20 protein-coding genes are annotated in these 16,848 nt (G+C 72.8%); 5 read left to right on the forward strand and 15 right to left on the reverse strand.

The window, feature by feature from the left end:
• Window positions 1–63: 63 nt before the first annotated feature.
• The 12 genes from ACFVFQ_RS22440 to ACFVFQ_RS22495 all read right to left on the reverse strand — a co-directional run bounded on the left by ACFVFQ_RS22440 (window position 64) and on the right by ACFVFQ_RS22495 (window position 11,574).
• The gene (locus ACFVFQ_RS22440) at window positions 64–504 is read right to left on the reverse strand and encodes a DUF6278 family protein (protein ID WP_383418766.1); all 441 of its coding nucleotides are present in this window, start codon (window positions 502–504) and stop codon (window positions 64–66) included.
• 122 nt (window positions 505–626) lie between these two features.
• Window positions 627–1,406 carry an exodeoxyribonuclease III gene (locus ACFVFQ_RS22445; RefSeq protein ID WP_383418768.1) on the reverse strand — a complete coding sequence of 260 codons (780 nt, stop codon included), beginning with the start codon at window positions 1,404–1,406 and terminating at the stop codon, window positions 627–629.
• Between the two features lie 30 nt (window positions 1,407–1,436).
• Window positions 1,437–2,078 (reverse strand): MBL fold metallo-hydrolase, encoded by a 642-nt coding sequence (locus ACFVFQ_RS22450; RefSeq protein ID WP_383418770.1) that lies wholly within the window; start codon window positions 2,076–2,078, stop codon window positions 1,437–1,439.
• 61 nt (window positions 2,079–2,139) lie between these two features.
• Window positions 2,140–3,435, reverse strand: coding sequence for a 4-carboxymuconolactone decarboxylase (gene pcaC, locus ACFVFQ_RS22455; protein ID WP_383418772.1), 1,296 nt, complete (start codon window positions 3,433–3,435; stop codon window positions 2,140–2,142).
• Between the two features lie 58 nt (window positions 3,436–3,493).
• A complete protein-coding gene (locus ACFVFQ_RS22460) occupies window positions 3,494–4,066 on the reverse strand; it encodes a hypothetical protein (RefSeq protein ID WP_383418774.1) in 573 nt (190 codons plus the stop codon).
• Window positions 4,063–5,184, reverse strand: coding sequence for an ROK family glucokinase (locus ACFVFQ_RS22465; protein ID WP_383418776.1), 1,122 nt, complete (start codon window positions 5,182–5,184; stop codon window positions 4,063–4,065). Before ACFVFQ_RS22465 ends, ACFVFQ_RS22460 begins: the two co-directional genes overlap by 4 nt.
• A gap of 250 nt (window positions 5,185–5,434) precedes the next feature.
• Window positions 5,435–6,244 (reverse strand): ATP-binding cassette domain-containing protein, encoded by an 810-nt coding sequence (locus tag ACFVFQ_RS22470; RefSeq protein ID WP_383418778.1) that lies wholly within the window; start codon window positions 6,242–6,244, stop codon window positions 5,435–5,437.
• Complete coding sequence (locus ACFVFQ_RS22475) at window positions 6,241–7,308, reverse strand: ABC transporter permease (RefSeq protein ID WP_383418780.1); 1,068 nt, start codon at window positions 7,306–7,308, stop codon at window positions 6,241–6,243. Before ACFVFQ_RS22475 ends, ACFVFQ_RS22470 begins: the two co-directional genes overlap by 4 nt.
• Window positions 7,305–8,285, reverse strand: a complete 981-nt coding sequence (locus ACFVFQ_RS22480) for a sugar ABC transporter substrate-binding protein (RefSeq protein WP_383418782.1) — start codon at window positions 8,283–8,285, stop codon at window positions 7,305–7,307. Before ACFVFQ_RS22480 ends, ACFVFQ_RS22475 begins: the two co-directional genes overlap by 4 nt.
• Before the next feature lie 246 nt (window positions 8,286–8,531).
• Complete coding sequence (locus tag ACFVFQ_RS22485; protein ID WP_383418784.1) at window positions 8,532–9,305, reverse strand: GntR family transcriptional regulator; 774 nt, start codon at window positions 9,303–9,305, stop codon at window positions 8,532–8,534.
• Between the two features lie 128 nt (window positions 9,306–9,433).
• Window positions 9,434–10,162, reverse strand: coding sequence for an SDR family oxidoreductase (locus ACFVFQ_RS22490; RefSeq protein ID WP_383418786.1), 729 nt, complete (start codon window positions 10,160–10,162; stop codon window positions 9,434–9,436).
• A gap of 62 nt (window positions 10,163–10,224) precedes the next feature.
• A complete protein-coding gene (locus ACFVFQ_RS22495; RefSeq protein WP_383418788.1) occupies window positions 10,225–11,574 on the reverse strand; it encodes an MFS transporter in 1,350 nt (449 codons plus the stop codon).
• A gap of 61 nt (window positions 11,575–11,635) precedes the next feature.
• Between ACFVFQ_RS22495 and ACFVFQ_RS22500 the strand changes: the two genes are divergently transcribed.
• Both ACFVFQ_RS22500 and ACFVFQ_RS22505 read left to right on the forward strand, forming a co-directional pair.
• Window positions 11,636–12,529, forward strand: coding sequence for a LysR family transcriptional regulator (locus ACFVFQ_RS22500; RefSeq protein WP_383418790.1), 894 nt, complete (start codon window positions 11,636–11,638; stop codon window positions 12,527–12,529).
• 59 nt (window positions 12,530–12,588) lie between these two features.
• On the forward strand, window positions 12,589–12,969 hold the full coding sequence (locus ACFVFQ_RS22505) for a VOC family protein (protein WP_383418792.1): 381 nt from the start codon (window positions 12,589–12,591) through the stop codon (window positions 12,967–12,969).
• Window positions 12,970–13,072: 103 nt separating this feature from the next.
• Here ACFVFQ_RS22505 and ACFVFQ_RS22510 read toward each other — a convergent pair whose 3' ends face one another.
• From ACFVFQ_RS22510 to ACFVFQ_RS22520, 3 genes are all read right to left on the reverse strand, one after another.
• Window positions 13,073–13,918, reverse strand: a complete 846-nt coding sequence (locus ACFVFQ_RS22510; RefSeq protein ID WP_383418794.1) for a transporter substrate-binding domain-containing protein — start codon at window positions 13,916–13,918, stop codon at window positions 13,073–13,075.
• Window positions 13,919–14,077: 159 nt separating this feature from the next.
• Window positions 14,078–14,746: a bifunctional 4-hydroxy-2-oxoglutarate aldolase/2-dehydro-3-deoxy-phosphogluconate aldolase gene (locus ACFVFQ_RS22515; protein ID WP_383418796.1), complete on the reverse strand. Its 669-nt coding sequence runs from the start codon at window positions 14,744–14,746 to the stop codon at window positions 14,078–14,080.
• Between the two features lie 339 nt (window positions 14,747–15,085).
• Entirely contained in the window at window positions 15,086–15,517 is a 432-nt protein-coding gene (locus ACFVFQ_RS22520; protein ID WP_383418797.1) for a ribonuclease, read from the reverse strand.
• 161 nt (window positions 15,518–15,678) lie between these two features.
• Between ACFVFQ_RS22520 and ACFVFQ_RS22525 the strand changes: the two genes are divergently transcribed.
• The 3 genes from ACFVFQ_RS22525 to ACFVFQ_RS22535 all read left to right on the forward strand — a co-directional run bounded on the left by ACFVFQ_RS22525 (window position 15,679) and on the right by ACFVFQ_RS22535 (window position 16,820).
• A complete protein-coding gene (locus ACFVFQ_RS22525) occupies window positions 15,679–15,864 on the forward strand; it encodes a hypothetical protein (protein WP_383418799.1) in 186 nt (61 codons plus the stop codon).
• A gap of 83 nt (window positions 15,865–15,947) precedes the next feature.
• Window positions 15,948–16,577 carry a helix-turn-helix domain-containing protein gene (locus ACFVFQ_RS22530; protein ID WP_383418801.1) on the forward strand — a complete coding sequence of 210 codons (630 nt, stop codon included), beginning with the start codon at window positions 15,948–15,950 and terminating at the stop codon, window positions 16,575–16,577.
• Between the two features lie 69 nt (window positions 16,578–16,646).
• A complete protein-coding gene (locus tag ACFVFQ_RS22535; RefSeq protein ID WP_383418803.1) occupies window positions 16,647–16,820 on the forward strand; it encodes a DUF6126 family protein in 174 nt (57 codons plus the stop codon).
• Window positions 16,821–16,848 lie beyond the last annotated feature (28 nt).

Here is a 16,848-nt window from a genome sequence, read left to right on the forward strand (position 1 = left end):
GCCCGCGGCGCCCGAGGCAGTCGGGGCCTTGGGTCCTTCGGTGCCATTGGGGCCTTGGGGGTGTCAGCCCTCCGCGACCTCGGCGTAGACCTGGGAGAGCTCGGGGGCGCCGTCGTCGGCCCACTCGTGGCCGGTCGTCACCACGTCGATCTCCCGCCCGGACGCCAGCCGCACCACCGGCTGCCCGTCCGGCCGGACGTGCCAGACCGTGCCGGGGACCGTGCGCACCAGGACCGTGCCGAGGTAGAGCCCGGCGTCGTTGCCGAGCCAGGGCAGCACCTCGGGGTCGTCCCGCCACACCGGCTGGAGCTGGTCGAGCTCCTCCAACGACCGTACGGAGTCGTCGAGTTCGACCCCGGCGGTGGCCGCCTGGTCGCGCAGCAGCTCGCACTCGGAGAGCAGCTCGACGACGCTCCCGGGATCCGCGCGCACCGACTCGGCGAGCGGCACCGAGCCACCCGGGGCGGTGCGCCTACGCCACATGTCCAGGAAAGACAGGTTCATGGTGCGAGGGTCCCACCCACCCCCGCACCAGGGCCACAGGCGCGCGGCACGGCGCCGGGGCCCACCCCGCGCCCCCGTGCGCCTCCCCCGCGCGCCGGGGAGCGGGCCGGCGCGCGACCGGCTCAGACGTCCAGGTCGACCACCACGGGTGCGTGGTCGGAGGCGCCCTTGCCCTTGCGCTCCTCGCGGTCGACGTAGGCGTCCGAAACGGCCTTGGCGAACGGTGCGTTGGCGTAGACGAGGTCGATGCGCATGCCGCGGTTCTTGGGGAAGGCGAGCGCGCGGTAGTCCCAGAAGGTGTAGGGCCGGTCGTACTTCAGCGGGCGGGGCACCACGTCCGACAGGCCGGCCTCGCGCAGGGCGGCCAGGGCGGCGCGCTCGGCCGGGGTGACGTGGGTGAGGCCCTCGAAGACCGCGGGGTCGTAGACGTCCTCGTCCGTCGGCGCGACGTTGAAGTCGCCGAGGACGGCGAACGGGCGGTCGCCGGCCGCGTCCTCGGCGACGGCCGTCTTCAGGGCCTCGAACCAGCCCAGCTTGTAGGCGTAGTGCGCGTGGTCGACCTCGCGGCCGTTGGGGACGTAGACCGACCAGACGCGGGCCGGGCCGCAGGTGGCCGACACGGCGCGGGGCTCCTGGGCACCGTCGTAGTCCGGGCCGCCGGGCAGCCCCTTGACCACGTCCTCCAGGCCGACCCGGGAGAGCAGGGCGACGCCGTTCCACCGGCCGTCGGCGTTGACCGCGGCCTCGTAGCCCAGCTCGCGGAGCGGTTCGTAGGGGAACTGGGCGTCGGAGCACTTGGTCTCCTGGACGCACAGCACGTCCGTGCCGGACTGCTCCAGCCAGGCCAGCAGCCTCGGGAGGCGGGCGGTGATCGAGTTGACGTTCCAGGTCGCGATGCGCATATCGGTAAACCTACCGCCCGGCACCGACAGTCAGCCCACCTCGGTGTGGGCGCCCGGCACGAGGCGGTCGTGGCCGGCCCCGCCGAGCTTTTCGATCATGCCGTCGTAGACCGGGCGGGCGTGGTCCTGGAGCAGGCTGTCGTGGATGTCGACGGACCGGCGTGGGGCGACGGCGCGGACGTAGTCGATGACCTCGGCGATCTTGTTCCAGGGGGCGTGGACCGGGAGCAGCAGGGTGTCCACGGTGCGGCCCTCGGGGACGGTGAGCGCGTCGCCGGGGTGGAAGACGGCGCCGCCGTCCAGGAGGAAGCCGACGTTGGTGATCCGCGGGATGTCCGGGTGGATCACCGCGTGCAACTGCCCGTGCACCTCCACCTCGAAGCCGGCGGCGGTGAAGGCGTCGCCCTCGCCGACGGTGTGCACCCGGCCGGGGAAGGCCGCCGAGAGCTGCCCGGCGACGCTCGCCAGGGTCCAGATCTCGGCCGCCGGATTGGCCTCCATGGCCCGGCGCAGGCGGTCCTCGTTGAAGTGGTCCATGTGCTCGTGCGTCACCAGGATCGCGTCCGCGCCGACGGCCGCGTCCTCCTCGCTGAACAGCCCCGGGTCGATGACCAGCGTTTGCCCGTCCTTCTCGATCCGGACGCAGGCGTGGGTCTTCTTGGTGAGTTCCATGGGGCTATCTTGCCGCGCGCGGCGGCGGCGCGGGCGGGCTGTGGACGACGACCGCGGCCTCTCAGCCCTCGGGGGTCGTCTCCTCCTCGATGACCCTCTTGGCCACCGCGAAGGCGGAGTTGGCGGCCGGGACACCGCAGTAGATCGCGGTGTGCAGCAGGATCTCCTTGATCTCCATGGGGGTGAGGCCGTTGCGCAGCGCGGCGCGGGTGTGCAGGGCGAGCTCCTCGTTGTGGCCGCGGGCGACCAGCGCGGTGAGGGTGATGATGCTCCGGGTGCGGCGGTCCAGGCCGGGCCGGGTCCAGGTCTCGCCCCAGGCGTAGCGGGTGATGAAGTCCTGGAAGTCGACGTTGAAGTCGTCGGTGCCCGCCTCCACCCGGTCCACGTGGGCGTCGCCGAGCACCTCGCGGCGCACCTTGATGCCCTGCTCGTACGTGGCGCCGCGGACCAGGGCGGGCTGCGCCAGTCCGGACTCGATGGCGGCCGGCGCGTGGGTCGGCATCGGCGGCGCTATCTGCGGCTTGGGGGCGGCCGCGCCGATGGCGGGGGTCCCGGGGCCGGGCTTGTCGTGCCAGGCGGTGCTGAAGTGCCGGATGAGCAGTTCGCTGACGGCCGCGGGCTGCTCGACGGGGGCCAGGTGCGAGGTGCCCGGGACCATCGCCAGGCTGGCGTCCGGTATCCCGGCGACCAGGGTGCGGGCGTCGGTGGTGGGCGTGACCGTGTCCTCGGAGCCGGCGACGACGAGGGTGGGCACGCCCACCCGGCCCAGGGAGGACCGCACGTCGTAGGCGGCCAGCGCCTCGCAGGCCGCGATGTAGCAACCGGGGTCGGTGGTCCGCACCATCTGGACGGCCCACTCGACGATGGCGCCCTGGGCGGCGGCGAAGCCCGGGGTGAACCAGTGCTCGGGCGCGGTGCGGGCGATCGGGTCGAGCCCGTTGGTGCGGATCACCACCCCGCGCTGCCGCCAGGCGTCGGCGGTCCCGTAGCGCGGCGAGGAGGACACCAGCGCGAGGGAGGTGACGCGGTAGGGGCGGGTGAGGGCGAGCTGTGTGCCGATGGCGCCGCCGATGTCGCAGCCCGCGTAGCCGAACCGCTCCACGCCCAGGCCGTCCAGGGTCGCGACCAACCGGTCGGCGAGCTCGGCGACGGAGTTGGCCGCGTGGGCGGGCGATCCGCCGTGGCCGGGCAGATCGAAGCGGATGACGCGCCATTGGCGGGTCAGCTCGGGGATCTGACGGTCCCACATATGCCAGGTTGTACCCAGGGCGGCCCCCAGGACGAGGACGGGGGCGCCTTCGGGGCCGTCGATCCGGTGCTGAAGGGTCTTCTCGCTCACGCGACCCAAGCTACCCATTCGATGACACGGTCCTGACACCCGGGTCAGGAAGCCAGAGTCAAAATCGAGGCGCAGATCAGAAATGCACGGTCGAAACGGTGTAAACGACCGGGTGCCCGGGTTCGTCGAAGCTCACCATGATCCGCTGTGAGGGCTGCGGCGCCGGCCGGTTGACCGTGGTGCCCTGCCAGGGCCAGTCGACGTGGAAGTCCCAGCCGACCTTGGCGGCCTGTGCGGGCTCGATGGTGATCGCGCCCTTCTTCAGGGCGGCGGTGTTGGAGCCGACCGCCTTGAGGTACACCGCCAGCCCGTTGTCGTTGGTGCGGAACTGCACGAACAGGGCGCTGGTCTTCCAGGAGTTGGTCTCGTAGTAGTAGACGGGCGTGGAGCCGAGCGGCACCGGGACGTCGTAGATCCGCTGCTGCAACCGGGAGGGGAAGGCGTTGGTCAGCCCGGTGGCGGCGGCCTCGGACTCCTTGTCCTCGCCACCGTCCCGGCTCTGCTGGGCCGAGATGACGAAGTAGCCGGCCGGGATGGTGATCAGCAGGAAGATCACCAGTGCCATCAGGAAGGGGCGGCGGGTCCGGGCGCGGGGCGCGGGGCCCGCGGCGTGCTCGTCGTGCCGGGGCTGCTTGTCCGGGTCGGTCATCGGCGGCCCGACCGTTCGTAGCGTTCGTTGCGCTCCGCGCGGCGGCGGTTGGCGCGCCGGAAGCGGCGGGCCACCAGGCGGGCGAGGTCGGCGGCGCCCACCATCCCTGCCTCGGGGCCCAGTTGGGCCTTGGCGATGGTGGCCTCGGGGCGGTAGCCGCGCCCGGTGAGGTGGCGCTTGAAGGCGTCCCGGGCGGGGCCGATCAGCAGGTCGTCGGCGGCGCTGACGCCACCGCCGATGACGAAGCAGGAGGGGTCGAGGGCGGCGGCGAGGTTGGCGATGCCGACGCCGAGCCACTGGCCGATGTCCTGGAGGAGCTCGACGCACATCGCGTCGCCCTCACGGGCCAGCTCGGTGATCAGCGGGCCGGTGATGTCGCCGATCCGGCCGCCGACCCGCTCGATGATGTTGTACGCGACCGGGGAGTCGGCGGCGGCCATCTCCCGCGCCTCGCGGACCAGGGCGTTGCCGGAGCTGTACTGCTCCCAGCAGCCGCGGTTGCCGCACGGGCAGCGGTGGCCGCCGGGGACCACCTGCATGTGGCCGAACTCGCCGGCCACCCCGTACTTGCCGCGCTTTATCGCGCCGTCCTCCAGGATGGCGCCGCCGATGCCGGTGCCGAGCGTGATCATGACGAGGTGGTCCTCGCCGCGGCCGGCGCCGAACCGCCACTCCGCCCAGGCGGCGGTGTTGGCGTCGTTGTCGACCATGACCGGGACCGCGAGGCGCTCGGCGAGGCGGTCCCGCAGCGGCTCGTTGCGCCAGTTCAGGTGCGGGGCGAAGAGCACCCGGGAGCGGTCGGCGTCCACCCAGCCGGCGGCGCCGATGCCCACGGCGTGCACGTCGTGCCGGTCGGAGAGGTCCAGCACCAGCTCGGTGATGGTGTCCTCGACGACCTTGGGGCTCTTGGACTTGTCCGGGGTCTCGGCGCGGACCTTCTCCAGGATGTTGCCGTCGGCGTCCACCACCCCCGCCATGACCTTGGTGCCGCCGATGTCGATGCCGACGGTGGGCACCCGGGGGGCGGTCAGGTGCGAGCGACGCTCCCGGGCGCCGACGGTGCGCAGGACGGTGGCGCGGGCGGTGCCGCGGTGTGTCCGGTCCCGGTACATGCTCATCGGCTCACCCCTCGGACCTCGTCGCGGGTACGGCTGCCGAAGCGGCGGCCGGGACAGCCGTGGTGGCTGCCGTTTCGGTCTCGACGGCTGCGTGCGGGCAAGAGTCGTCTCGTCCCTGCGGGTCTCGGGGAGGCGGGGGCCTCCTTGGATGGTCCGGTGCGATTGTGCATCACCCGCGCCGTCCGGCGCACCGCGGTGCCGGGCTGCGCGCCCCACACCGGCCAGGAGTCGGCGCGGGGCGCGCACGGGTTCACTCGGGCCGGTGACCCCCGGGGAACTCCGCGGGGGCGGAGCGGGACAGCTCGTGGCTGAGCTGTTCCAGCTCGCTGCCGCCGGCCATCTGCCGGGTCAGCTCCTCCAGCGCGATCTCCGACTTGAGGTGGCTGCCGGCCATGGTGCCGCGCTTGAGCAGCACGAAGCGGTCGCCGACCAGGTAGGCGTGGTGCGGGTTGTGGGTGATCAACACCACGCCGAGACCGGCGTCCCGGGCGGCCGCGACGTACTTGAGCACCACGCCGGACTGCTTGACGCCGAGCGCCGCGGTCGGCTCGTCCAGGACGAGGACCTTGGCGCCGAAGTAGACGGCGCGGGCGATCGCGACGCACTGTCGCTCGCCGCCGGAGAGGGTGCCGATCGGCTGGTCGACGTCGCGCAGGTCGATGCCCATCCGCAGCAGCTCGGCGCGGGTGGTCTCGCGCATGGTGCGGACGTCGAGCCGGCGGAACGGGCCGACGCCGATGGTCGGTTCGGAGCCCAGGAAGAAGTTCCGCCACACCGGCATCAGCGGCACCACGGCCAGGTCCTGGTAGACGGTGGCGATGCCACGGTCCAGGGCCTCGCGCGGGGAACCGAGCCGGGCCTCTTCGCCCTCTATGCGGAAGGCGCCGGCGTCGTGCTGGTGCAGCCCCGCGATGATCTTGATGAGGGTGGACTTGCCGGCGCCGTTGTCGCCGAGCACGCAGGTGATCTCGCCCGCGTGCACCTCCAGTGACACCCCGGTCAACGCCTTGACGTTGCCGTAGAACTTGCTGACGTCATCGAGTTCGACGAGGGCCGTCATGATTTGTCCTCCGCGCGCTTGCGGACCCAGGCGTTCAGGAGCGTGGCGAGCAGCAGCATCACGCCGAGGAAGAACTTGTACCAGTCCGGGTTCCACTGCGCGTAGACGATGCCCTTGCTGGCCATGCCGAAGATCAGCGCGCCGACCGCGGCACCGATCGCCGAGCCGAAGCCACCGGTCATCAGACAGCCGCCGACCGCCGCCGCGATGATGTAGAGGAACTCGTTGCCGACGCCGTCGCCGGACTGGATCGCGTCGAACGAGAACAGCAGGTGCTGTCCCGAGATCCAGGCGCAGAACGCGACGCCCATGTAGAGGCCGATCTTGGTGCGGGTGACCGGGACGCCGACCGCGCGGGCCGCGTCCGCGTTGCCGCCCACCGCGAAGATCCAGTTGCCGGCCCGGGTCCGCAGCAGGACCCAGGTGGCGACCGCGACCAGCGCCAGCCACCACAGGATGGTGATCTGGATGTCCACGCCACCGAGGGTCAGATGCGAGGCGAAGAGCGCGCGGGCGGAGTCGAAGCCCTCCATGTCGGCGATCGACTTGGTCGAGACGGTGCCGCTGATCAGCTTGGTGAAGCCGAGGTTGAGGCCGGTGAGCATGAAGAAGGTGCCCAGTGTGATGACGAAGCTGGGCAGTTTCGTCCGGGTCAGCAACACCCCGTTGAAGACCCCGATAGCGAGGGTGACCAACAGCGAAACCCCGACGCCGACCCAGGTGTTGGCGGTCATCTGGTAGCTGAACATCGACGAGACCAGCGCCGAGCTGACCACCATCACGCCGGCCGACAGGTCGAACTCCCCGCCGATCATCAGCAGCGCCACCGGGACGGCCATGATGCCGATCGTGGACGACGCGTACAGGACGGTGGAGAGGCTGGCGGGCCGCAGGAACGGCTCGGCGATCAGCGAGAAGAAGAGGAACACGGCGATCGCGCCGACCACCGAGCCGAGCTCGGGGCGGCTCATCAGCCGGCGGGCCAGGGAGCGGTGCACCAGCCGCTCGTCGCCGGGGCCCCCGGTCGGGGCGGGCTGCCGGGTGGGTGCGTCGGCGGCGCTCATCGGGTCCCCCGCTTCGTGTACTCCTGGAGCGCGGCGGCGTCCTTCTTGGTGATCACCTGGGGTCCGGTGAGCACCGGCTTGCCGCCGCCGAGGACATCGGAGTTGTACTTGTAGAGCCACAGCAGGTCGACCGCCTGGTAGCCCTGGAGGTAGGGCTGCTGGTCGACGGCGAAGCCCAGGGAGCCGTCCTTCAGGCCGTTCGCCACCTGGGCGTTGAGGTCGAAGGTGTCGATCTCGGCCTTGCTGCCGGCCTGTTCCTTGGCCTGGACGGCGGTGGGGGCGAACGGCGCGCCGAGCGTGACCACGGCGTCGATCGACGGGTCGGCCTGGAGCTTGGACTCGATGGACGCCTGCACGTCGGGCATGTTGGTGCCGTCCACGTACAGCTTCTGCAGAGCGCCCTTGAAGGTCTTCGCCGCGCCGTCGCAGCGCTGCTCGTGACCGACGTTGCCCTGCTCGTGCAGGACGCACAGGGCCTTCTTCTTCCCGCGCTTGGTCAGCTCGTCGCCGACCGCCTCGCCGGCCACCGTCTCGTCCTGGCCGATGTGGGTCAGCGCGCCGAACGCCTTGGACTCGGCAGCGCCGGAGTTCACCGTGATCACCGGGATGCCGGCCTTCTCGGCCTTGCGCACCACGTCCTTCATGGCGTCCGGCTTGGCCAGCGAGACGATCAGTCCGTCGACCTTCTGGTCGATGTAGGACTGCACGAGCTGGCTCTGCCGCTGGGCCTCCTTGTCGTGCGCGTAGACGAAGTTGATGTTGTCCTTGACCGCGGCCTGCTGGGCGCCGTTCTGCACGATGTCCCAGAAGGTGTCGCCGTCTCCCGAGTGGGTGACCATCGCGAACGTCCACCGGGGGGTGTGCACGGCGGCCTTGCCGCCGGCGGCCTGCGCCGCGCGTTCCTCGGCGCGCTTGCCGCCGGTGCTGCTGCACCCCGCCAAAGAGACGCCGAGCACCGCTGCCAGCACGGCGCCCACGACGCGTCCTCTTCTTCCAACCCTTGCCACGAGGAAACGCCTCTCCCGCTCTTGTCGCTGTCCCGGGTCTTCTCTGGTGTCGCCGCGGCGCCGGGCGACCGGGCCGGGCAACCGACCAAGTATCCGTTACCGGCGTTCTGTACCGATTCATGGGGCCCGGCCGTAGGGGGCCGGTGCCGGATGGTACGCACTGGGGCGACGGGCCACGGGGGTCCCGGGCCGCCCTTTACCGTACGGCCTCGCGCCTCACGGCCGGACCAGCAGCTGGAACTCGAAGGCGTAACGGGACGCGCGGTAGACGTGTGAGCCGAACTCCACCGGGCGTCCGGTGTCGTCGAAGGTGGTGCGCTCCATCGTGAGCAGCGGCGCCCCCTCGGGCTCGTCGAGCCGGGCGGCCTCCTCGGCGGTCGCCGCGCGGGCGCCGACGGCCTGCCGGGCGCTGTGCAGGGTGATGCCGGCGGCCCGCATCAGGCGGTACAGGCCGGTCTCCTCCAGGTCGGCGGTCGCCAGCCCCAGCAGACCGAGGGGGAGGTGGTTGCGCAGATGGGCCACGGGCTCGCCGTGGGTCAGCCGCAGCCGCTCGACCAGGGCGACCTCCGTGCCCTCGGCGACCCCCAGGGCGGCGGCGACCTTGGCGTCCGCCTCGGTGGTGGTGTTCAGCAGGACGCGGGTGGCCGGCTTCTGCCCGGCCGCCTCCAGGTCGTCGTAGAGGCTGCTGAGCTCCAGCGGGCGCTTGACCTGGCTGTGCACGACCTGAGTGCCGATGCCGCGACGGCGGACCAGCAGGCCCTTGTCGACCAGCGACTGGATCGCCTGGCGCACGGTGGGCCGGGACAGGCCGAGCCGGCCCGCCAGCTCGATCTCGTTGCCGAGCAGACTGCCGGGGGCCAGCCGGCCGTTCTCGATCGCCGCCTCCAGCTGCTGCGAGAGCTGGAAATACAACGGGACCGGACTGTTCCGGTCCACGCTGAACTGGACGGGGCCCTCGGCGCCCGCGGCTTCTGTATCGCGTTTCCCCACGCTCGCGAGCGTATCCGGCCGCACAGATGACGGGAAGCCCGGAGGTCACATTGTCCGGACATGGGCGGTCGGTCGAGGGTCGGAGGGCCGGAAGGCGCTGCCCGTAAGCCCGTGTCGTGCGGCCCGGCCTACCAGGGCAGCGGGCGGCCGTCGCGGAAGAAGCCGCCGGTCGGCCCGTCGTCGGGCAGCGTCGCCGCGTACAGGACGCTGGCCGCGCCCTCCGCGACCGGGCGGCCGCCGGCGCCGCCCATGTCGGTGGCCACCCAGCCCGGGCAGACCGCGTTGACCAGCACCCCGTCCGCCCGGAGTTCCGCGGCGAGCATCCTGGTCAGCGCGTTGAGCGCGGCCTTGGAGGCGGAGTACGCGGGGGTGCCTCCGCCCATGTTCGTCAGCGAGGCGGCCTCGCTGGAGACGTTGACCAGCCGGGGGTGGGCCGAGGCGCGCAGCAGCGGCGCGAACGCGAGGGCCATCCGCCACGGCCCGTAGAGGTTGGTCTCGGCCGCCTCGCGCACCACCGCCAGATCGGCGGTGACGGCCCGCTGCCAGGTGTCGTAGCTGATCCCGGCGTTGTTGACCAGCACGTCCAGCCGGCCGAAGGCGTCGGCGACCTCGGCGGCGGCGCCCGCCACGCTGCGGTCGTCGGTGACGTCCAGGGGCACCGGGCGCAGGTCGACGGTGCCGGGGCGGGCCGCGGCGCGCAGCTCCTCGGCCGTCCGCCGGGTGGCGTCCGGGTCGCGGCCGGTGAGCAGCACGGTGTGGCCGCGCTCGGCGAGTTGGCGGCTCACCTCGCGGCCGATGCCGCGGGTGGCGCCGGTGACGAGGGAGACGGGGGCAGAGGCGGAAGCAGTGGGCGGCATCGGGCGCTCCGGGGTGGGGGCGGGGGAGGGTGCGGAATACCTGGCCGGTCGCGGGCGGGCGGTCACCGCTCGCGGAGGTCGTCCGCCCGTATGGCCGCCGCGGGGTCCGGTGCGTCCGTGGCCGGCCGGCCCGCCGTGTCCTTGACGAGCGCCCGGATGCCGACGAACAGCAGCAGCGCGCCCAACAGCGGGCCGACCGCGGCGATGCCGACCGTCGTCGGGATGCCGAAGTGGCCGGAGAGCGCCCCGAACGACAGCGGCCCGACGGCGCCGCCGGCGAACAGCCCGCCCTGCATCGCCGCCCCGGCCCGGGCGCTCTCCCCCGGCAGCAGTCGCATGGTGGCGGCGAGCAGCAGCCCGGTCCAGCCCCAGCCGCCGGCCACCGCGAGCAGCGCGCCGATCAGGAACGCCACCGGGGTGCCCGCGACGATGGTGGCAAGCCCGGCGGTGCCGGTGAGCATCATCACGGTGACGGTCCACGGGATGCGGTGCGGCGCCCGGTCCGCCAGGCCGCCCGAGCAAAGGCGCACCGCGACGCCGAGCAGGCTGGCCAGCATCTGGAGCGTGCCGGCGGTGGCCGGGGAGAACCCCGACGCGGTGCCGATCTGGATGAAGTAGGCCGAGCCGACGTTGCTGCCGATGGTCGCCAGCGCCGCGGCGAGGCTCCAGGCGACCACCACCCGGCCGACGGTGCGCGACGAAGGCCCGGCGGTGGCCCGACCGGTCGGCGCGACGGCCGTCCGCTCCGCCTCGCCCGCCCCAACTCTCGCCGGGCGGGCCAGCGCTGCCGCGATCAGCGTCAGCAGGGCCAGCCCGGCCGCCGTCCACAGCGCGGGCCGCCAGCCGTGCGGCGCCGCGACCAACGTCACCAACAGCCCGGGCAGGAACGGCCCGGCGCCGAGCGAGGCGCCGAACAGGCCGCCGGCGAAGGAGTGTCGACTGGGCGCGATGTCGGTGGCGATCACCCGGGCTGCGACCGGCTGGGTGAAGGCGTTGCCGAGCCCGGCGAGCGCCAACAGCAGGCACAGCTGCCACAGTTGCCCGACCAGCGCCAGGCCGGCGAGCACCGCCGCCGCCAGCAGGGCGACGCCGCCGAGCACGGCCCGGACGGGCATCCGCGGCACGATCCGGCGGGCCACCGGGGCGCCCACCGCGGTGAAGGCGAAGAAGCAGGTGACGGCCGCGCCGAAGGCGGTGCCGGTCAGGTGCAGCGAGCGCTGGACGGGCGCCGCGAGGGCGGGCGCCATCAGGCCGGGGGTGACGGCCGCGATGGTCACCACGACGGTGGCGACCAGGCGCCCCCACCGGCTGCGGGGTGCCGTACCGGCGGCACCCGGGGCCGCAGCGGTGAGCGGATCCATGCCCAACGAGGGCTGGTTTGCGGCGAGTTGTGGCTTCGAGGGGGAGTCCATGCAGTGATCTTGCGGCCGAATTCCGCTCCCCGTCCAAGGTCTTTTCTGATAGCCAAGGGTTATGGACGCCCACCTTCGCGATCTGCGCTACTTCCTTGCCACCGCCGAGGAGTTGAACTTCACCCGGGCCGCCGAGCGGCTGTTCATCTCGCAGCCGGCGCTCAGCAAGCAGATCCGCCAACTGGAGACGGGCCTGCGGGTCCGCCTCTTCCACCGCGACCGGCGCACCGTGACGCTCACCGAGGCCGGCGCCGCGCTGCTCCCCCGGGCGCGGGAGCTGCTCGGCCTCTGGGACGAGGCCCAACGCGCGGTGAGCGACGCGGCGGCCGCCGCGTCGGCGGTGCTGACCCTGGGCGTCTCCACCAGTGTGGGCCGCGGCCTCCTCCCCGCCATCCGGGCGCAGTTCGCCGAGCGCCGCCCCAACTGGCGCATACGGGTGCGGCAGGTCCCCTGGGACGACGGCACCGCCGGGCTCGCCGACGGCAGTACCGACCTGGCGCTGCTGTGGCTGCCGTTCCCGGGCCAGGAGGCGTGCGCCGTCGAGGTGGTGGCCACCGAGCCGCGATGGGTGGCGCTGCCGGCCGGGCACCGGCTCGCGGACGCCGCCGAGGTCCCGTTCGCCGAGCTGCTCGACGAGCCGTTCCTCGCGCTCCCGGAGAGCGCGGGCGCGCTGCGCGACCACTGGCTCGCGACGGACGAGCGAGGCGGCCGGCCGGTGCGGATCGGGGCCGTGGTCGCCGGTGCGGACGAGACGTTCGAGGCGGTGGAGGAGGGGTTGGGCGTGGTCCTCCTGGCCGCCGGGAACGCCGCGATCTACCGGCGCCCCGGCGTGGTCGCCCGCCCCGTGACCGGCCTGTCGCCCAGTCAACTGGCGCTGGCCTGGCGCGCGGACGACCACCGGACCGCGCTGCGCGACGCCGTCGAGGCGGTCCGGCGGGTCGGGCCGTCGGCGTAGCATCCCGTCAACCGGCCGGCCCCGTAGGCCCGTCGCCCCGGCCACGAAGGAGCCGCCCCGTGTCCGTACGCCGCATCGTCCCCAACCTCCGCCTCGCCGAGGGCAATGCCCCCGAGGCAATCGCCGGCCACCGGGCCTTCTATGGTCTGCTCGGCCTGGAGGAGGCGATGAACCACGGCTGGGTGATGACGCTGGCCTCCCCCACCGAGCCCGCCGCGCAACTCTCCTTCCTGACGCACGACGCGACCGCGCCGGTCGTCCCCGACCTGAGCATCGAGGTCGGGGACGTGGACGCGGTGTACGAGGCGGTGCGGGCGTCCGGCGCGCGGATCGTGCACCCGCTGCGGGACGAGGAGTGGGGCGTGCGCCGCTTCTTCGTCGAGGACCCGGACGGGCGGGTGGTCAACGTCCTGGGGCACCGCCGCCCGCCAACTGACTGACGGGTCGGAGGGTTTGATTCCGGCCGACCGGAATCAAACCCTCCGGCCAACTCCCCCCCCTGCCGGCCGCCAACTACCGGCCCGCGCCCCCTCCTTCGCCCGCCTACTTCATCCAGGCGTCCTCGTACTTCCGGTACGTCCCGTCGTGCGTGGCGAGGTGCACCCACTGGTCCACATACGCCTTGAACTGGTCGTCGCCGCGGGGCAGCGCATAGCCCTTCTCGGAGAAGGTGAACGGCTTGTCCGGGTGGACCGCGCACAGTTGGGGGTGGATCTTGGCCTGGTATCGGGTCTCGCTGGCGTCGGTCATCATCACGTCGGCGCGACCGGCGATGATCTCGTCGAAGATCGTGGTGTTGTCCGGGTGGACGATGAGGGTGGCGCGCTTGAGGTGGGCGCGGGCGAACTGCTCGTTGGTGCCGCCGGGATTGACCACGACGCGGGTGCCGGGCCGGTCGATCTGGTCCAGTGTCCGGTACGAGTCCTGATCGGCGCAGCGGACGATGGGGGTCTTGCCGTCGGTGCGGGTCGGCTCGCTGAAGTAGACGGACCGGGCCCGGGCCAGGGTGATCGAGACGCCGCCCATGGCGATGTCGCAGCGGCCGGATGTCAGGTCGCCGACCAGTCCACCCCAGGTCGTCGGGGTGTAACGGGCCGTGGCGTCCAGGCTCTTGGCGAGGTCTCGGGCCATGTCGATGTCCACGCCGCGGTACTGGCCGGTGGCCGGGTCGCGGTAGCTGAAGGGGCGGTAGTCGCCGGTGGTGCAGACCCGCAGCACCCCGCGGCGCGGGACGGCGTCCAGGAGCGTGGCCGGCCGCTGCCGGTCGCGCTGGGCACCGGCCGCGGTGGCGGTGCCCGCGGCCGGGGCGGGGGCGTTGGACGCCGCCGGGGCCGCGGCGGTGAGGGCGAGCAGGCAGGCGAGGGCGGGGAGGATCGCGGCGCGCTTCATCGTGGGCTGACTCCTGATCAGGTGGCCGGAGCGCTCAGGGTGGCAGAGCGCGACGGCCGGGTGAAGCCCCCGCCCGGCCCGTGGGACGACCGCCCGGCGCCCGCGAAGCCGCCCGTCTCTCTCCCCCCCGTCAGGCCGCGCCAGCCCCCTCGCCCCCCGTCAGGCCCCGTACGGGTCCAACGCGCCGTCGTCGCCGGGCTGTTCCGGCACCGCGTCGGCGAGCCGGGCCAGGAGGTCGGCGGCGCGCTTGCCGACCGTCTCCCGGTCGCCCTCCGAGAGGGCGGAGCCCATGCCGACGGCGACCGCGCCGGCCGCTATCCACTCCGGGGCGGTCTCCAGCGTGACCCCGCCGGTGGGCACCAACGGCGCCTGCGGCAGGGCCGCTCGGACGTCGCGGACCCAGGACGGGTGATGACCGGCGGCCGGGAACAGCTTGAGGGCGTCCGCGCCCAACTCCAGGCCGCGCACGATCTCGGTGGGCGTCGAGACGCCGGCGAAGACCGGGACGCCGTAGCGGTGGCCGGTGTGGATGACCGAGGCGTCCAGGCTGGGGGCGACCAGGAAGCGGGCGCCGGCGTCCACCGCCATCCGGGCCGACGCGGCGTCAAGGACCGTGCCGGCGCCGATGACCGCGTCATCACCCAACTCGCGGGAGAGGGTGGTGACCGCCTCCAGGGCGAACGGCGTGGTCAGGGATATCTCCAGGCTCGTGATACCGGCCGAGAGCAAGGTGTCGGCGGTGGCGCTCGCCTCGTCGTACGTCTTGCTGCGGACGATGGCGAAGACGCGCTGCGCCAGTGCGGCCCGGGTGATCTCCCAGCGATACACGGCAGTTCGCCGTCCTTCCTTCTTCTTGGACGCCCTCGCCGCTGTGACGCGGCTCACGACAGACCCAGCACTTTCGGGGCGTGCCGCGTCGGCTGACCGCTCATGGCCCGTATGCCGCCGATACCCGCCCATTCCTCGTTTCTGCCGAAACGCTACCGGCAACCACTGACAATCCTCTCTCGGGGTGCGCCCCCGTGCGCCCCTTCTGCCGAGAATGGGCGGTGGAGTGCGGGAAGTGGCCGGCGGGACCGGGGGCGTTGGGGAGCACGACGGCGGCCGGGGTGCCTGAGCACCCCGGCCGCCGTGGGTTCCGCCCGCGCGGGCGTCGCCGCCTCAGCCTCAGCAGCTGAAGTCGACGAGGTTGAACGTCTTGTAGTGGTCAGAGGTGTAGTAGTCCTCCTGCTTCTGCTCGCCGGTGACGATGCGCCGGGCACCGCGGTCCGGCGAACCGGGCGTCACCACGGTGTACTCGTGGTAGTAGCCCTTGCTCTGGGACGGCAGGACGCCCTCGCGGTTGTCGAAGACCGTGCCGTCCTTCGGGTACGGGAACGGGCCACCCTTGGCGATCAGGTCGAGGGTGTCGTGCGCCTGGGACGGCAACTGGGAATTGCAGACCTTGCCGACCGAGTTGACATGGACGGCCGCGGCGTGGACCGCGGCGTGGTGGGCCGGGGCGGCGGGCGTCGCGGCGACCGCCGTACCGCCGAGGAGGAGGGCCGATGCGAGGGCGCCAACGGCGCCGATACGGGTGATCCGTGGGGGGATTCTCATGCGCACCAGAATGACGCGCGTAGACATGATCCTGTCAATCCCAAGGAGCCGAAGTTTCCCGGGAGTTCACACGGATACCGCACCGCCACCGCAACGCGCCCCCTTTTGCCCACCACCCGCCACCCCCACGCCACCCCACCACTTCTCAGGAGGAACTCCCCGTGCGCGTCAGGGACTTCGCCCCTCTGGCGCTCAAGGTGCAAGACATCGAGCGCTCGTGGGACTTCTCCTGCGGGCCGCTCGACCTGGAGCCGGTCCGGGTGGACGCCTGGCCGCGGCCCCTCTACGTCGCCGACCCGGACGGCGACACCGTCGAGCTGCGCTGGTACCCCCAGGACGTCGCCTGACGGGCGGCTGAAACGCTCGCCGGCTTTTTGCCTCAGAGGCAAAACTTTTGCCTCTGAGGCGAAGACTGGCCTATACCGGAAGCATGACCGAGCTCCCCGACGAGCCCTCCGGCCCCGCCCCGGAGGAGCTGTCCACCGTCGCCCCGCGCCTGCGCGACCTGCGGCGGCGCAACGGGCTCACGCTGGAGACCGCGGCCCAACGGGTGGGACTGTCGCCCGCGCACCTGTCGCGGCTGGAGACCGGCCTGCGACAGCCGTCGCTGCCGATGCTGCTGGCGCTGGCCAGGACGTACGGCACCACGGTATCCGACCTGCTCGGTGAGGCCGCCCCGGAGCGGGACCCGATCCTGCGGGCCGGCCGCGCCGAGCCCTCGGAGGCCGGCGGCTGGACGTACTGGACCGTGGGCGGCGCCGGACGCGCCATGCAGGCGCTGCGGGTGCACGTGCCGCAGCGGGCACAGGGCGACCTGGTCCGGGTGCACCCCGGCGAGGAGTGGCTCTACGTCCTCAACGGCCGTCTGCGGCTGACCCTCGGCGAGGCGGTACACGTGCTGGACCCGGGGGACGCCGCGCACTTCGACTCGCTCACCCCGCACCGACTGGCGGCCGCCGCGCCCGGCGGGGCGGAGCTGCTGTTCGTGCACACCCTGCTCCAGAGCGGCGCCGCCGAGCTGTGCCTCGGCGGCGGCGCCCCGCACCGCCGCGGGGGCTGAGCCCGCCCCGGCCGCCCGCTCGCCCGCCACCGTCCACTTCACCGTTCCGGAAGGGAAGGTCGATCCGCCATGCCCGACGACACCACCCCCGCCCCGTCGACGCCCGACGCCCCGACCTCCCGCCGCTACGTCGAGAACAAGCCACCGCGCGGCGTGTACGTCCGGGTCTTCATCTACGTCGTCGCCACCCACGCGCTGCTGGCCTTCATGAGCCTGCTGGTACTGATCGCCAAGAACCGCTAGGGCCGGTCCGCCCCTGACCCATCGGACC

Origin of the sequence: Streptomyces sp. NPDC057743 (assembly GCF_042798755.1) — a bacterium.
In the GTDB taxonomy this organism is placed as follows: domain Bacteria; phylum Actinomycetota; class Actinomycetes; order Streptomycetales; family Streptomycetaceae; genus Streptomyces.

What these genes read in the sequence shown, in the direction of transcription:
- ACFVFQ_RS22510 (WP_383418794.1), bottom strand. Translation starts at nt 13,918, where the DNA reads ATGAAGCGCGCCGCGATCCTCCCCGCCCTCGCCTGCCTGCTCGCCCTC.
- ACFVFQ_RS22450 (WP_383418770.1), bottom strand. Translation starts at nt 2,078, where the DNA reads ATGGAACTCACCAAGAAGACCCACGCCTGCGTCCGGATCGAGAAGGAC.
- ACFVFQ_RS22520 (WP_383418797.1), bottom strand. Translation starts at nt 15,517, where the DNA reads ATGAGAATCCCCCCACGGATCACCCGTATCGGCGCCGTTGGCGCCCTC.
- pcaC (WP_383418772.1), bottom strand. Translation starts at nt 3,435, where the DNA reads ATGGGTAGCTTGGGTCGCGTGAGCGAGAAGACCCTTCAGCACCGGATC.
- ACFVFQ_RS22495 (WP_383418788.1), bottom strand. Translation starts at nt 11,574, where the DNA reads ATGGACTCCCCCTCGAAGCCACAACTCGCCGCAAACCAGCCCTCGTTG.
- ACFVFQ_RS22490 (WP_383418786.1), bottom strand. Translation starts at nt 10,162, where the DNA reads ATGCCGCCCACTGCTTCCGCCTCTGCCCCCGTCTCCCTCGTCACCGGC.
- ACFVFQ_RS22460 (WP_383418774.1), bottom strand. Translation starts at nt 4,066, where the DNA reads ATGACCGACCCGGACAAGCAGCCCCGGCACGACGAGCACGCCGCGGGC.
- ACFVFQ_RS22500 (WP_383418790.1), top strand. Translation starts at nt 11,636, where the DNA reads ATGGACGCCCACCTTCGCGATCTGCGCTACTTCCTTGCCACCGCCGAG.
- ACFVFQ_RS22475 (WP_383418780.1), bottom strand. Translation starts at nt 7,308, where the DNA reads ATGAGCGCCGCCGACGCACCCACCCGGCAGCCCGCCCCGACCGGGGGC.
- ACFVFQ_RS22530 (WP_383418801.1), top strand. Translation starts at nt 15,948, where the DNA reads ATGACCGAGCTCCCCGACGAGCCCTCCGGCCCCGCCCCGGAGGAGCTG.
- ACFVFQ_RS22445 (WP_383418768.1), bottom strand. Translation starts at nt 1,406, where the DNA reads ATGCGCATCGCGACCTGGAACGTCAACTCGATCACCGCCCGCCTCCCG.
- ACFVFQ_RS22470 (WP_383418778.1), bottom strand. Translation starts at nt 6,244, where the DNA reads ATGACGGCCCTCGTCGAACTCGATGACGTCAGCAAGTTCTACGGCAAC.
- ACFVFQ_RS22535 (WP_383418803.1), top strand. Translation starts at nt 16,647, where the DNA reads ATGCCCGACGACACCACCCCCGCCCCGTCGACGCCCGACGCCCCGACC.
- ACFVFQ_RS22465 (WP_383418776.1), bottom strand. Translation starts at nt 5,184, where the DNA reads ATGAGCATGTACCGGGACCGGACACACCGCGGCACCGCCCGCGCCACC.
- ACFVFQ_RS22440 (WP_383418766.1), bottom strand. Translation starts at nt 504, where the DNA reads ATGAACCTGTCTTTCCTGGACATGTGGCGTAGGCGCACCGCCCCGGGT.